The following is a 14,099-nucleotide window of genomic DNA, read 5'->3' on the forward strand; positions in this document are numbered from 1 at the left end:
CCTCCCTTCGCTTGTTCCGTCCTCCTCGCGTCCGCTGTTCACATGCCGAAACCCTTGGCGGGATGAGGGGTCGTCTCCCCTAGGCTTGGACCCGTGAACCCCGCCGACCTCCCCCGTGCCGTCGTACGCGCCGTACGCTGCGCCGTCGCCGACGGGGAGCTGGCCGCCGGCGCGGGTGTGCCCGAGCGGGTCGTCGTCGAGCGGACCCGGCCCGGCGGGGTGGGGGACTACGCCACCCCCGTCGCCTTCCAGGTCGCCAAGTCCGCCGGGTGTGCGCCGCAGGCCGTGGCGCAGGTGCTTGCCCGGCGGCTCGCCCAGGAGCCTGGGATCGAGCAGGTCGAGGTGACCGGTCCCGGCTTCCTCTGTTTCGTGCTGCCGGCGCCCACCGCCCCCGGCGTCATCTCGCGGGGGATCGTCGACGACATCGTCATCCGCGACGTGCGCGGAGGTGCCGCTCTCCTCTCGCCGGCCGACACCGCCGACGCCGACGCCTCCCGCGGACCCCGCGAGCGCGTCGTGCACGCGTGCGTGCTGCGGCTCCTGCGCACCCAGGGCATCCAGAGCACCCAGGGCATCCAGGGCGTCCAGGGCATCCAGGGCGTCCACGATGAGATCGGCCCGCTTACCGTCGCCCCCGTCGCCAAGCGCGACGGGGACGTCCTCGCCCGCTACGGGCGCGACGCCGCCTCCTGGGCCATGCTCGCCGTGCCGGCCGGTCAGACGCCCGCGTTCAGTGAGGCGCTGCTCCTCCAGTCCGAGGCCAGCGAGTTCTTCCGGGTGCGGTACGCCCACGCCCGCGCGCATGCCCTCGTACGCAACGCCGATGAGCTGGGCTTCCACCCCGAGGCGGGCGATGTCGACGCGCCCGCGCTGCTGCGCGCGCTCGCCGACCACGCCCTCGTCCTCGAAGCCGCCGCGCACCACCGTGCGCCCGAGCGGCTGGTGCGGCAGCTCGTCGACGTGGCCGACGCGCTGCTCGACTTCCAGTACCGCGTCCTGCCCAAGGGTGACGAGAAACCCTCGGCCGCCCACCGCGCCCGGCTGGCTCTTGCCGAAGCCGCCGGGACGGTGCTGGCCGGTGGCCTGGCCCTGCTCGGCATAGACGCACCGACACGCCTGTGACCCGCGAAGAGAGATACCGATGAGCCGTTCCGCGCACCCCGCCGGGCCCCGCCACGCCGACGTCCTGCCCGAGGGCCACTACTCCCCGCCGCCCGCCGACCTGAACGCGCTCGACGAGAAGGTCTGGGCCCGGACCGTCGAGCGCAACGCGGACGGGGTCGTCGCCGTCGGCGGCATCGAAGTGACCAGGCTCGCCGAGGAGTTCGGCACCCCCGCCTACTTCCTCGACGAGGAGGACTTCCGGTCCCGGTGCCGGGCCTGGGCGCACGCCTTCGGCCCCGACGCCGACGTCTTCTACGCCGGCAAGGCGTTCCTCTCCAAGGCCGTCGTGAAGTGGCTGAAGGAAGAGGGTCTCAATGTGGACGTGTGCTCCGGCGGGGAGCTGAGCACCGCGCTCGCCGCCGGGATGCCCGCCGACCGGATCGCCTTCCACGGCAACAACAAGTCCGAGGGCGAGATCCGCCGGGCCGTCGAGGCGGGGGTCGGGCGCATCGTGCTCGACTCCTTCCAGGAGATCGCCCGCGTCGCGCACATCGCCCGTGAACTCGGCGTTCGCCAGCCCGTCCAGATCCGTGTGACGGTCGGCGTCGAGGCACACACCCACGAGTTCATCGCCACCGCGCACGAGGACCAGAAGTTCGGCATCGCGGTCGCCGACGGTTCCGCCGCCGAGGCCGTGCGCCGCGCGCTCGGGCACGACTCGCTGGAGCTGCTCGGCGTCCACTCCCACATCGGTTCGCAGATCTTCGACATGGCCGGCTTCGAGGTCTCCGCCAAGCGCGTCGTACGACTGCTCGCGGCCGTACGGGACGAGCACGGCGTGGAGCTGCCCGAGATCGACCTCGGCGGCGGCCTCGGCATCGCCTACACCTCGGGCGACGACCCCCGCGAGCCCCACGAGATCGCGAAGGCCCTGCACGAGATCGTGGCCCGGGAGTGCGAGAGCGCCGGGCTGCGCGCCCCCCGGATCTCGGTGGAGCCCGGCCGCGCCATCGTCGGCCCGACCGCCTTCACCCTGTACGAGGTGGGGACGATCAAGCCGCTGGAGGGTCTGCGGACCTACGTGAGCGTCGACGGCGGGATGTCCGACAACATCCGCACGGCCCTGTACGACGCCGAATACTCCATCGCGCTCGTCTCCCGCACGTCCGACGCCGAGCCCATGCTCGTGCGCGTCGTCGGCAAGCACTGCGAGAGCGGCGACATCGTCGTGAAGGACGCGTTCCTGCCCGCCGACCTCGCCCCCGGCGACCTCCTGGCCGTCCCGGCGACCGGTGCGTACTGCCGCTCCATGGCCAGCAACTACAACCACGCACTCCGCCCGCCCGTCGTCGCCGTGCGTGACGGACAGGCCCGAGTGATCGTCCGCCGCGAGACGGAGGAAGATCTCCTGCGTCTCGACCTCGGATGATGAAATAGGTGTCTCACTCAATGGACCGAGGATGGAAACTGCTGTCCATTGAGTGAGACTTGTTCCACCCGGCGGGCAAACCGCCCGCACGGGGACTGATGGAAGATCGAAAGGCGTAGGTCGAATGATGCGTACGCGTCCGCTGAAGGTGGCGCTGCTGGGCTGTGGAGTGGTCGGCTCAGAGGTGGCTCGCATCATGACGACGCACGCCGACGACCTCACGCAGAGGATCGGCGCGCCCGTGGAGCTCGCCGGCGTGGCCGTACGCCGCCCCTCCAAGGTCCGCGAGGGCATCGATCCCGCGCTGATCACCACCGATGCGACCGCCCTCCTCAAACGCGGTGACATCGACATCGCCATCGAGGTCATCGGCGGCATCGAGCCCGCCCGCGGCCTCATCACCACCGCCTTCGAGCAGGGCATCTCGGTGGTCTCCGCGAACAAGGCGCTGCTCGCCCAGGACGGCGCCGCGCTGCACGCCGCGGCGGAGCAGCACGGACTGGACCTGTACTACGAGGCCGCCGTCGCCGGTGCCATCCCGCTGGTCCGCCCGATGCGCGAGTCGCTCGCGGGCGACAAGATCAACCGCGTGATGGGCATCGTCAACGGCACGACGAACTTCATCCTCGACAAGATGGACTCCACCGGCGCCGGGTACCAGGAGGCGCTCGACGAGGCCACCGCCCTCGGGTACGCCGAGGCCGACCCGACCGCCGACGTCGAGGGCTACGACGCCGCCGCCAAGGCCGCGATCCTGGCCGGCATCGCCTTCCACACCCGCGTCCGCCTGGACGACGTGTACCGCGAGGGCATGACCGAGGTCAGCGCGGCCGACTTCGCCTCCGCCAAGCGGATGGGCTGCACCATCAAGCTCCTCGCCATCCTGGAGCGCGCCGCCGACGGCGAGTCCGTCACCGCCCGCGTCCACCCGGCGATGATCCCGCTCACCCACCCGCTCGCCTCCGTCCGCGAGGCGTACAACGCCGTCTTCGTCGAGGCGGAGGCCGCCGGGCGGCTCATGTTCTACGGGCCCGGCGCGGGCGGCGCGCCGACCGCGTCCGCGGTCCTCGGCGACCTCGTCGCCGTCGCCCGCAACAAGCTCGCCGAGGCAACGGGGCCCGGCGAGTCGGCGTACACCCAGCTGCCGGTCAGCCCCATGGGGGATGTCGTCACCCGCTACCACATCAGCCTCGATGTGGCGGACAAGCCGGGCGTTCTCGCCCAGGTGGCGACCACCTTCGCGGAGCACGGTGTGTCCATCGACACCGTCCGCCAGCAGGGCAAGGACGGCGAGGCCTCCCTCGTCGTCGTCACCCACCGCGCCGACGACGCGGCCCTCTCCGGGACCGTCGAGGCGCTGCGGAAGCTGGACACCGTCCGCGGTGTCGCCAGCATCATGCGTGTTGAAGGGGAGTAAGGACCCATGAGCAGCAATCGCACCCACCAGTGGCGCGGCATCATCGAGGAGTACCGGGACCGCCTGCCGGTCACGGCCACGACTCCCGTGGTGACGCTCCGTGAGGGTGGCACTCCCCTCGTCCCCGCCCAGGTGCTCTCCGAGCGCACCGGTTGCGAGGTGCACCTGAAGGTCGAAGGGGCGAACCCCACGGGGTCCTTCAAGGACCGCGGCATGACCATGGCGATCACCAAGGCCAAGGAGGAGGGTGCGAAGGCGGTCATCTGCGCCTCCACCGGCAACACTTCGGCCTCCGCCGCCGCGTACGCGGTGCGCGCCGGGATGGTCTGCGCGGTGCTCGTGCCCCGCGGCAAGATCGCGCTGGGCAAGATGGGCCAGGCGCTGGTGCACGGCGCCAAGATCCTGCAGGTGGACGGCAACTTCGACGACTGCCTGAACCTGGCCCGCGCGCTCTCCGACAACTACCCCGTCGCGCTGGTCAATTCGGTCAACCCGGTGCGTATCGAGGGCCAGAAGACGGCCGCGTTCGAGATCGTCGACGCGCTCGGTGACGCCCCCGACATCCACGTGCTGCCCGTCGGCAACGCCGGCAACATCACCGCGTACTGGAAGGGCTTCAAGGAGTACAAGGCCGACGGCCTGTCCACCCGTACGCCCCGTGTGTGGGGTTTCCAGGCCTCCGGTTCCGCGCCCATCGTGCGCGGCGAGGTCGTCAAGGAGCCGCACACCATCGCCACCGCGATCCGGATCGGCAACCCGGCCTCCTGGGACTACGCGCTGGCCGCGCGCGACGAGTCGGGCGGCTTCATCGACGAGGTGACGGACCGCCAGATCCTCGCCGCCTACCGGCTGTTGGCCTCCCAGGAGGGCGTCTTCGTCGAGCCCGCCTCGGCCGCCTCGGTGGCCGGCCTGCTCAAGGCCGCCGAGCTGGGCCTGGTCGACCCCGGCCAGCAGATCGTGTGCACCGTCACCGGCAACGGCCTGAAGGACCCCGACTGGGCGATCGCCGGCGCTCCGCAGCCGGTCACCGTTCCGGTGGACGCCGAAGCCGCCGCGCTGCGCCTCGGCCTGATCTGACCGCAGCACCGCAGCACCTGCGGTACCGCAGCAGTACCCGCAACACCGAGTGAGCCGGGTCCCGGAGGGCTCCCGAAGGCCTTCCGGGGCCTTCCCGGGGCCCTCCGGAACCCGGCAACTCGCCCCGTACGACAACAAAAATGCGGCCTAAGTCGGTCGAAGTCGGTCGAAGTCCGCGACACGCATCGTGCGCCTCCTGTGCGCCCTATGTCGCGAGAGAACCTTCCTTCGATACGCTGTACCTACATCCGCCACCGCGCATATGACTGCGGTGCTGCCCCGAGGGCCTTCGGGTGTCGTACGTTCTCCAGTACATTCGCAGCGAGCCAGCGAAGAGCGAAGATCTCGCACAGTCACAAGGAGTGTCATCGGACGATGGCCGGTCCAGCGTTCCGCGCCGCCGCCGTACGGGTGCGCGTCCCCGCCAGCAGTGCCAACCTCGGCCCGGGCTTCGACGCCCTGGGCCTGGCCCTGGGGCTCTACGACGACGTAGTCGTCCGGGTGGCCGACTCCGGCCTGAACATCGACATCGCGGGTGAGGGTGCCGACACCCTCCCGCGGGACGAGAGCCACCTGCTCGTACGCTCCATGCGCACCGCCTTCGACCTGCTGGGCGGCCAGCCGCGCGGCCTCGAGGTCGTCTGCGCCAACCGCATCCCGCACGGCCGCGGCCTCGGTTCCTCCTCCGCCGCCATCTGCGCCGGCATCGTCGCCGCCCGCGCCGTGACCATAGGCGGCGAGGCCAAGCTCGACGACGCGGCGCTGCTGGAGCTCGCCACCGAGATCGAGGGCCACCCCGACAACGTTGCCGCCTGTCTGCTCGGCGGATTCACCCTCGCCTGGATGGACGGCGGCAGCGCCAAGGCGATCCGGATGGAGCCCGCAGAGTCCATCGTTCCGGTGGTCTTCGTACCGTCCAGGCCGGTTCTGACGGAGACCGCGCGCGGCCTGCTGCCGCGCAACGTCCCGCACGTGGACGCGGCCGTCAACGCGGGCCGTGCGGGTCTGCTCGTGGAAGCCCTGACCAGGCGTCCCGAGCTCCTGCTGCCGGCCACCGAGGACCGGCTCCACCAGGAGTACCGCTCCCCGGCGATGCCGGAGAGCGTCGCACTCGTCAACAGGCTGCGGGCGGACGGGATCCCCGCGGTCATCTCCGGTGCGGGCCCGACGGTCCTCGCGCTGGTCGACAACGGCGCGGCCGACAAGGTCGCGCAGCTCGCGGGCGAGGGATGGGCCGCAAACCGGCTCGCGCTCGACGCCGCGGGCGCGAGCGTACTTCCGCTGGGCACCCAGGGCGGCTGAGCCGCTTTTCGGAGTGCACAGCCGGTCAGGGGCGGGCGGCCTGGGCAGGCCGCCCGCGCGGAAGGGCGCGATTGCCGGTGATTGAGAGGGGGAATATCTATTGGATCCGGTAGTGTTAGTCTCAAGTGCGCATCGGAAGCCGCCATGGCTCGGTGCTCAGTGTCCCCATTCGGGACCACATTTCTTCCGGGAGCCTCCCCGACTGCTTTGATCACTCCAGCAGTTTCGAGCACGCTCCGGAATCGGCGTGACATTCCCACGCTTTCAGCTCGGGGGCTTCTCGCCGGAACCAGCCATGCACGTTTCCCTCCGCCGTATTTCTACCGGCGGACCACCGCCCCGGCACGGTCCACACCTAGGACTGTTGTCGGACAGCACAACCGGTCGCCGAGCCAGACAGGCCGACGTCCGCTCCAGGGAAGGACCCTTCGTGAGCGACACCACCGATCTGATGGGCGCTGCCGACACCTCTGTCGACACCAGTGCCCCCGCCGCGGGCGCCGCACCCAAGCGTCGACGCACCGGCACCGGCCTTGACGGCATGGTCCTGGCCGAGCTGCAGCAGGTCGCGTCGGGCCTCGGGATCAGGGGCACCGCGCGGATGCGCAAGAGCCAGCTGATCGAGGTCATCAAGGAGGCGCAGGCGGGCAGCGGTGCCCCCAAGGCCGCTGCCTCCGCCGCCGCGGACACCGCCGAGGCCAAGCCGAAGCGCCGTGCCACCAGCAAGGCCCGTTCGGCCACCGCCGATGCTTCGCAGGCGGGTGGGGCCGCCGCCGAGGCGCCCGCCGAGAAGCCTGCCGCGCAGGCGCAGATCGAGATCCCGGGCCAGCCGGCCAGCGACGACGCGCCGGCCGGCGAGCGCCGCCGCCGTCGGGCCACCGCCCCCTCCGGCAGCCCGGAGGCCTCGGCCCCCGTCGCCGTGCAGGTCGAGCAGAAGACCGAGACGGTCCCCGCCGCCACCGCCCCGTCCGAGGCCAAGGCCGAAGCCGCCACCGCGGTCTCCGCCGGCCAGGCGCAGGGCCAGGACGGCGAAGGCCGTGGCCGTCGCGACCGCCGTGACCGCGGCGACCGCACCGACCGTCAGCGTGACCGTCGTGACCGCGGTGCCAAGGCCGACGACCAGGGCCAGGGCGGCCAGGGTCAGGGCCAGGGCGCGCAGGGCGGCCAGGGCCAGGGCGGCGGCCGCCAGGACCGTGCCGACCGCGCCGACCGCCAGCAGCAGGGCGGCCGAGGCCAGGGCCAGGGCCAGGGTCAGCAGGGCCGTCAGGACCGCCAGGACAACGGGCCGCAGGACGACTTCGACGGTGAGGACGGCCGTCGTGGCCGTCGCGGCCGCTACCGCGACCGCCGTGGCCGTCGTGGCCGCGACGAGTTCGCGCCGAGCGAGCCGCAGGTCGCCGACGACGACGTCCTGATCCCCGTCGCGGGCATCCTCGACATCCTCGACAACTACGCGTTCATCCGGACCTCGGGCTACCTGCCCGGCCCCAACGACGTGTACGTGTCCCTCGCCCAGGTCCGCAAGGCCGGCCTGCGCAAGGGTGACCACACCACCGGCGCCGTGCGCCAGCCCAAGGACGGCGAGCGTCGCGAGAAGTTCAACGCCCTCGTGCGTCTGGACTCGGTGAACGGCATGGCGCCCGAATCCGGCCGTGGCCGCCCGGAGTTCCAGAAGCTCACCCCGCTCTACCCGCAGGACCGGCTCCGTCTGGAGACCGACCCGGGCGTGCTGACCACCCGCATCATCGACCTCGTGTCGCCGATCGGTAAGGGCCAGCGCGGTCTGATCGTGGCCCCGCCGAAGACCGGTAAGACCATGATCATGCAGGCGATCGCCAACGCGATCACCGTCAACAACCCCGAGTGCCACCTGATGGTCGTCCTGGTCGACGAGCGTCCGGAAGAGGTCACCGACATGCAGCGGTCGGTCAAGGGCGAGGTCATCTCCTCGACCTTCGACCGCCCGGCCGAGGACCACACCACCGTCGCCGAGCTGGCCATCGAGCGCGCCAAGCGTCTCGTCGAGCTGGGTCACGACGTGGTCGTCCTGCTGGACTCCATCACCCGTCTGGGCCGCGCGTACAACCTCTCGGCCCCCGCCTCCGGCCGCATCCTGTCCGGTGGTGTCGACTCGACCGCGCTGTACCCGCCGAAGCGCTTCTTCGGTGCCGCGCGCAACATCGAGGACGGCGGCTCGCTGACCATCCTGGCCACCGCGCTGGTCGACACCGGCTCGCGCATGGACGAGGTGATCTTCGAGGAGTTCAAGGGCACCGGCAACATGGAGCTCAAGCTCGACCGGAAGCTCGCCGACAAGCGCATCTTCCCGGCCGTCGACGTCGACCCGTCGGGCACCCGCAAGGAGGAGATCCTCCTCAACGCGGAGGAGCTCGCCATCGTCTGGAAGCTGCGCCGGGTGCTGCACGCGCTCGACTCGCAGCAGGCGATCGAGCTGCTGCTCGACAAGATGAAGCAGACGAAGTCGAACGCCGAGTTCCTGATGCAGATCGCGAAGACGACCCCGTCGGGCAAGAACGACGACTGACGTCCCGCTCGCGCGTCACCGCGACAGCCCCCGCCGCACCCGCGGCGGGGGCTGTCGCGCTTCCACGTCCCGTACGGGCACCCCGTGCGGTGGTTCGGCCCGGAATGGAACCCTGCGCGGCGTACGCCCGTCTGTGTCAGGGGGACCGCGGGATCGGGAGCGGGCCACAGCGACCAGGGGACCGGACCCGGGACTGAGGAGAGCATGACCGAGGAGAGCAAGGACCACGGCGGGCGTGCCGCGGCCCGGCGACGGCGCAAGCCGGCCGGGCGACGCAAGGCCCTCGCCGTCGCCGCCTGGAGCGCCGCGGGGGTGGTCCTGCTGGGGGGTGCGGGCCTCGGCTACTTCTACTTCAAGTTCAACGGCAACCTGAAGACCGTCGACATCGACCAGGCCCTCGGCACCGACCGCCCGCAGAACGTCGACAACGGCTCGATGGACATCCTCGTCCTCGGCTCCGACTCCCGCGGCGGCGCCAACGGCGAGTACGGCCGGGACGACGGCGGCTCCGCCCGCTCCGACACGGCGATGATCATCCACCTCTACGAGGGCCACGAGAAGGCCAGCGTGGTGTCCATACCCCGCGACACCATGATCGCCCGGCCCTCCTGCGCGACGGCCGGCGGGAAGACCGACCCCGGGGGCCGGCGCACGCAGTTCAACGAGGCGTTCACCGTCGGCGGCGCTGCCTGCGCGGTGAAGACCGTCGAGAAGATGTCGGGGATCCGCATGGATCACTACATAGAGGTCGACTTCACCGGCTTCAAGAAGATCATCGACAACCTCGGCGGCGTCGAGGTGACCACCAACAAGCCGATCAAGGACGGCGCCAGCCACCTCGACCTCGCGGCCGGCACCAACAAGCTCGACGGGGAGCAGGCCCTCGGCCTCGTACGCACCCGCAAGAGCGTCGGCGACGGCAGCGACCTCGGCCGAATACAGCTCCAGCAGGCCTTCATCAAGGCGCTCATCAAGCAGGTCAAGGGCATCGGGGTGTTCGACAACCCCAAGCGGCTGCTCGACCTCGCGGACTCCGCCACCAAGGCGATCACCACCGACAAGGCGCTCGGCGATGTGAAGTCCCTCATGGGCTTCGCCCAGGGCCTCCAGGGGATCGACGCCCAGGACATGCAGATGATCACGCTGCCGGTGACGGCGGACGCCCTCGACAGCAACCGGGTGGCGCCGCTGGCCAAGGAGACCAAGATGGTCTGGGACGCCCTGCTGGCCGACCGGCCGATCCCGGCCGAGGCCACCGTGAACTCCTCCGGCGACAAGGGCACGGCCGGGTCGATCGTCCAGTAGAACACCAGCTCACAGGGGGTGCGGCACAGGCCGCACAGGGGGCCGTACAGGCGCTTGGGGCCGGTGCGGAATAGATGCCGACCCCTTCCCGTTGAGGAAGGCGTCCTCAGAATTTTGACAGGCAGCCCGGTCCTGGCAGACTGGTCTGTCGGCCCCGGTTCACGCAGTGCGCAATTCGGCTCCTGCGACCCGGCGCCCTCCCGAATCTAGGAGACACCTTGAAGCGCGATGTTCACCCCGAGTACGTCGAGACCCAGGTCAGCTGCACCTGTGGCGCGTCGTTCACCACTCGTAGCACCCTGACCGAGGGCTCCATCCGAGCCGAGGTCTGCTCCGAGTGCCACCCGTTCTACACGGGCAAGCAGAAGATCCTCGACACCGGTGGCCGTGTGGCCCGCTTCGAGGCCCGCTTCGGCAAGGGTGCGGCCAAGAAGTAGCGCGACCCAGGCGCCGGTCTCCGGCCGCCCCCTGTCCACTCGGGGGCGGCCGGACCGGCGCCTTTGTCGTCGTTCCGCCACGTCACCCCCGCCCGTGCAGTCCCCTCGCACTTTCACCCCAGGAGTCCCCCGATGTTCGAAGCGGTCGAGGAATTGGTCGGCGAGCACGCCGACCTCGAGACGAAGCTCGCCGACCCTTCGGTCCACTCGGATCAGGCCAACGCGCGCAAGCTGAACAAGCGCTACGCGGAGCTGACCCCGATCGTCGCGACCTTCCGTGCCTGGAAGCAGTCCGCCGAGGACATCGAAACGGCCAAGGAGTTCGCGGCCGACGACCCCGACTTCGCGGCCGAGGTCAAGGAACTGAGCGCGCAGCGCGAGGAGCTCACCGAGAAGCTCCGCCTGCTGCTCGTTCCGCGCGACCCCAGCGACGACAAGGACGTGCTCCTCGAGGTCAAGGCGGGCGCGGGCGGCGACGAGTCGGCACTGTTCGCGGGCGACCTGCTGCGCATGTACCTGCGCTACGCCGAGCGCGTGGGCTGGAAGACCGAGATCATCGACGCCACCGAGTCCGAGCTCGGCGGCTACAAGGACGTCCAGGTCTCCGTCCGCACCAAGGGCGGCAACGGCGCCACCGAGCCCGGCCAGGGCGTGTGGGCCCGCCTGAAGTACGAGGGCGGCGTGCACCGCGTCCAGCGCGTTCCGGCCACCGAGTCCCAGGGCCGCATCCACACCTCCGCCGCCGGCGTGCTCGTCACCCCGGAGGCCGAGGAGGTCGAGGTCGAGATCAACATGAACGACCTCCGCATCGACGTGTACCGCTCGTCCGGCCCCGGCGGTCAGTCCGTCAACACCACCGACTCGGCCGTGCGCATCACGCACCTCCCGACCGGTGTGGTCGCCTCCTGCCAGAACGAGAAGAGCCAGCTCCAGAACAAGGAGCAGGCCATGCGCATCCTGCGCTCGCGCCTCCTGGCCGCAGCCCAGGAGGCCGCCGAGCAGGAGGCCTCCGACGTGCGCCGCAGCCAGGTGCGTTCCGTGGACCGTTCCGAGAAGATCCGTACGTACAACTTCCCGGAAAACCGGATCTCGGACCACCGCACCGGATTCAAGGCGTACAACTTGGACCAGGTGCTCGACGGTGACCTCGACTCGGTCATCCAGGCCTGTGTCGACACGGACTCCGCGGCCAAGCTCGCGGCCGCGCACTGACCTGATCCCTGCATCACCCCCCGTACGACAGCAGCCCGGAGGACCAGCGTGAACTTGCTGCTTGCCGAGGTGGCCCAGGCCACCCAGCGGCTGGCCGCCGCCGGCGTGCCCTCACCGCGCTTCGACGCGGAGGAGCTCGCCGCCTTCGTGCACGGCGTCAAACGGGGGGAACTGCACCACGTCAAGGACGCGGACTTCGACGCCCGCTACTGGGAGGCCGTCGCCCGCCGCGAGGCGCGCGAGCCGCTCCAGCACATCACCGGACGCGCCTTCTTCCGGTACCTGGAGCTCCAGGTCGGGCCCGGGGTCTTCGTGCCCCGGCCCGAGACCGAATCGGTCGTGGACTGGGCCATACACGCCGTCCGCGCGATGGACGTCGTCGAGCCGCTGATCGTGGACCTGTGCACCGGCTCCGGCGCGATCGCGCTGGCCATGGCGCAGGAGGTGCCGCGCTCGCGCGTGCACGCGGTGGAGCTGTCCGAGGACGCCCTGCGGTGGACCCGCAAGAACGCCGAGGGCTCCCGGGTCACCGTGCACCAGGGCGACGCCCTGAGCGCGCTGCCCGAGCTCGACGGCCAGGTCGACCTGGTCATCTCCAACCCGCCGTACATCCCGCTCACCGAGTGGGAGTACGTCGCCCCCGAGGCCCGCGACCACGATCCGGAGATGGCGCTCTTCTCCGGCGAGGACGGCCTCGACACCATCCGCGGTATCGAACGCACCGCCCACCGGCTGCTGCGGCCCGGCGGCATCGTCGTCATCGAGCACGCCGACACCCAGGGCGGCCAGGTTCCGTGGATCTTCGCCGAGGAGCGGGGCTGGGCCGACGCGGCCGACCACCCGGACCTCAACAACCGCCCGCGCTTCGCGACCGCCCGCAAGGCCCTGCCGTGACCGGCGCGACGATTACCGCCACCCCCCTGCTGCACGAGGAGGCCCGCTGATGGCCCGGCGATACGACTGCAACGACGCGACGGACCGTAAGACGGGTCTGCGCGAAGCCGCATCCGCCGTGCGCCGCGGCGAGCTCGTCGTGCTGCCCACCGACACCCTGTACGGGATCGGCGCGGACGCCTTCAGCCCGGAGGCCGTCCACGACCTGCTCGCCGCCAAGGGCCGGGGCCGCGGCATGCCCACCCCGGTGCTCATCGGCTCCCCGAACACGCTCCACGGCCTCGTCACGGACTTCTCCGAGCAGGCCTGGGAGCTCGTCGACGCCTTCTGGCCGGGCGCGCTGACGCTCGTCGCCAAGCACCAGCCCTCGCTGGCGTGGGACCTCGGCGACACCGGTGGCACCGTGGCCGTCCGCATGCCCCTGCACCCCGTCGCGATCGAGCTGCTGACGGAGGTCGGCCCGATGGCGGTGTCCTCGGCCAACCTGTCCGGGCACCCGGCGCCCGAGGACTGCGACGCCGCGCGCGAAATGCTCGGGGACTCCGTGTCCGTGTACCTGGACGGCGGCCCGACGCCCGGCATCCAGCCGTCGTCGATCGTCGACGTCACCGGCAAGGTTCCCGTCCTGCTGCGCGAGGGGGCGCTCACCGCAGACCAGCTGCGGGAGGTCGTACCCGACCTCGAGGTCGCCCCGTGAGCCCTGAGGGGCGTGGCATAGCAGGGGGGTACCGCCCGCCGGTGGCCGGGGGAAACACCTTTCGCATACTCCACGTCAGCACCGGGAACGTATGCCGCTCGCCCATCACCGAGCGGCTGACGCGGCATGCCCTCTCGCACCGCCTGGGCGGGCCCGTCACCGGCGACCTCATCGTGGAGAGCGCCGGCACCTGGGGGCACGAGGGCGCCCCGATGGAGGCGAACGCGGCCGCCGTGCTGGCGGACTTCGGCGCCGACGCGTCCGGGTTCACGGGGCGGGAACTGCTGGACGAGCACGTCATACGCGCCGACCTGGTGCTGACCGCCACCCGTGACCACCGGGCCCAGGTCATCTCGATGGGCCACTCGGCGGGACTGCGCACCTTCACGCTGAAGGAGTTCACCCGGCTGGTACGGGCGATAGACCCCGCCACCCTGCCGCCGTTGGACGACGGCATGGCGGAGCGGGCACGGGCGCTGGTCCGGGCCGCCGCGGCGCTGCGCGGCTGGCTGCTGGCGCCGTCGCCCGACGCGGACGAGGTGTACGACCCGTACGGGGCGCCGATCACCTTCTTCCGCTCCATCGGCGACGAGATCAACCAGGCGCTGGACCCGGTCGTGACGGCCCTGACGGGCGTGACGACCCCGCGCTGACAGGGCACGGCGGGGTCCGCGGGCCTA

General features: G+C 71.1%; 12 protein-coding genes. All 12 read left to right on the top strand.

What is annotated here, in order from left to right; genetic code table 11:
* Positions 1–93: 93 nt before the first annotated feature.
* Complete coding sequence (gene nrtL, locus OG444_RS26120; protein ID WP_327264457.1) at positions 94–1,122, top strand: ArgS-related anticodon-binding protein NrtL; 1,029 nt, start codon at positions 94–96, stop codon at positions 1,120–1,122.
* A 19-nt stretch (positions 1,123–1,141) separates the two neighbouring features.
* Entirely contained in the window at positions 1,142–2,533 is a 1,392-nt protein-coding gene (gene lysA / locus OG444_RS26125; RefSeq protein WP_327264458.1) for a diaminopimelate decarboxylase, read from the top strand.
* A gap of 127 nt (positions 2,534–2,660) precedes the next feature.
* Positions 2,661–3,950 (top strand): homoserine dehydrogenase, encoded by a 1,290-nt coding sequence (locus OG444_RS26130; RefSeq protein WP_327266933.1) that lies wholly within the window; start codon positions 2,661–2,663, stop codon positions 3,948–3,950.
* Between the two features lie 6 nt (positions 3,951–3,956).
* Positions 3,957–5,027, top strand: a complete 1,071-nt coding sequence (gene thrC / locus OG444_RS26135; RefSeq protein WP_327264459.1) for a threonine synthase — start codon at positions 3,957–3,959, stop codon at positions 5,025–5,027.
* A gap of 375 nt (positions 5,028–5,402) precedes the next feature.
* Positions 5,403–6,329 carry a homoserine kinase gene (gene thrB, locus OG444_RS26140; RefSeq protein ID WP_327264460.1) on the top strand — a complete coding sequence of 309 codons (927 nt, stop codon included), beginning with the start codon at positions 5,403–5,405 and terminating at the stop codon, positions 6,327–6,329.
* A 430-nt stretch (positions 6,330–6,759) separates the two neighbouring features.
* Positions 6,760–8,874 (top strand): transcription termination factor Rho, encoded by a 2,115-nt coding sequence (rho, locus tag OG444_RS26145; RefSeq protein ID WP_327264461.1) that lies wholly within the window; start codon positions 6,760–6,762, stop codon positions 8,872–8,874.
* A gap of 204 nt (positions 8,875–9,078) precedes the next feature.
* Positions 9,079–10,179 carry an LCP family protein gene (locus OG444_RS26150; RefSeq protein WP_327264462.1) on the top strand — a complete coding sequence of 367 codons (1,101 nt, stop codon included), beginning with the start codon at positions 9,079–9,081 and terminating at the stop codon, positions 10,177–10,179.
* Between the two features lie 218 nt (positions 10,180–10,397).
* Positions 10,398–10,616: a 50S ribosomal protein L31 gene (rpmE, locus tag OG444_RS26155; protein ID WP_030708126.1), complete on the top strand. Its 219-nt coding sequence runs from the start codon at positions 10,398–10,400 to the stop codon at positions 10,614–10,616.
* A gap of 132 nt (positions 10,617–10,748) precedes the next feature.
* Positions 10,749–11,828: a peptide chain release factor 1 gene (prfA, locus tag OG444_RS26160; RefSeq protein ID WP_327264463.1), complete on the top strand. Its 1,080-nt coding sequence runs from the start codon at positions 10,749–10,751 to the stop codon at positions 11,826–11,828.
* Positions 11,829–11,876: 48 nt separating this feature from the next.
* Positions 11,877–12,722: a peptide chain release factor N(5)-glutamine methyltransferase gene (prmC, locus tag OG444_RS26165; protein WP_030008688.1), complete on the top strand. Its 846-nt coding sequence runs from the start codon at positions 11,877–11,879 to the stop codon at positions 12,720–12,722.
* Positions 12,723–12,771: 49 nt separating this feature from the next.
* A complete protein-coding gene (locus tag OG444_RS26170) occupies positions 12,772–13,419 on the top strand; it encodes an L-threonylcarbamoyladenylate synthase (RefSeq protein WP_030386960.1) in 648 nt (215 codons plus the stop codon).
* Entirely contained in the window at positions 13,416–14,072 is a 657-nt protein-coding gene (locus tag OG444_RS26175; protein WP_327264464.1) for an arsenate reductase/protein-tyrosine-phosphatase family protein, read from the top strand. The genes OG444_RS26170 and OG444_RS26175 overlap by 4 nt, the downstream gene beginning before the upstream one ends.
* The last annotated feature ends 27 nt before the right edge of the window (positions 14,073–14,099 follow it).

The organism is Streptomyces sp. NBC_01232, assembly GCF_035989885.1.
In the GTDB taxonomy this organism is placed as follows: domain Bacteria; phylum Actinomycetota; class Actinomycetes; order Streptomycetales; family Streptomycetaceae; genus Streptomyces.

Excerpts from the sequence above, each read along its gene's own strand:
- lysA (WP_327264458.1), top strand. The coding sequence starts at position 1,142 with ATGAGCCGTTCCGCGCACCCCGCCGGGCCCCGCCACGCCGACGTCCTG.
- OG444_RS26130 (WP_327266933.1), top strand. The coding sequence starts at position 2,661 with ATGCGTACGCGTCCGCTGAAGGTGGCGCTGCTGGGCTGTGGAGTGGTC.
- thrC (WP_327264459.1), top strand. The coding sequence starts at position 3,957 with ATGAGCAGCAATCGCACCCACCAGTGGCGCGGCATCATCGAGGAGTAC.
- thrB (WP_327264460.1), top strand. The coding sequence starts at position 5,403 with ATGGCCGGTCCAGCGTTCCGCGCCGCCGCCGTACGGGTGCGCGTCCCC.
- OG444_RS26150 (WP_327264462.1), top strand. The coding sequence starts at position 9,079 with ATGACCGAGGAGAGCAAGGACCACGGCGGGCGTGCCGCGGCCCGGCGA.
- prfA (WP_327264463.1), top strand. The coding sequence starts at position 10,749 with ATGTTCGAAGCGGTCGAGGAATTGGTCGGCGAGCACGCCGACCTCGAG.
- OG444_RS26170 (WP_030386960.1), top strand. The coding sequence starts at position 12,772 with ATGGCCCGGCGATACGACTGCAACGACGCGACGGACCGTAAGACGGGT.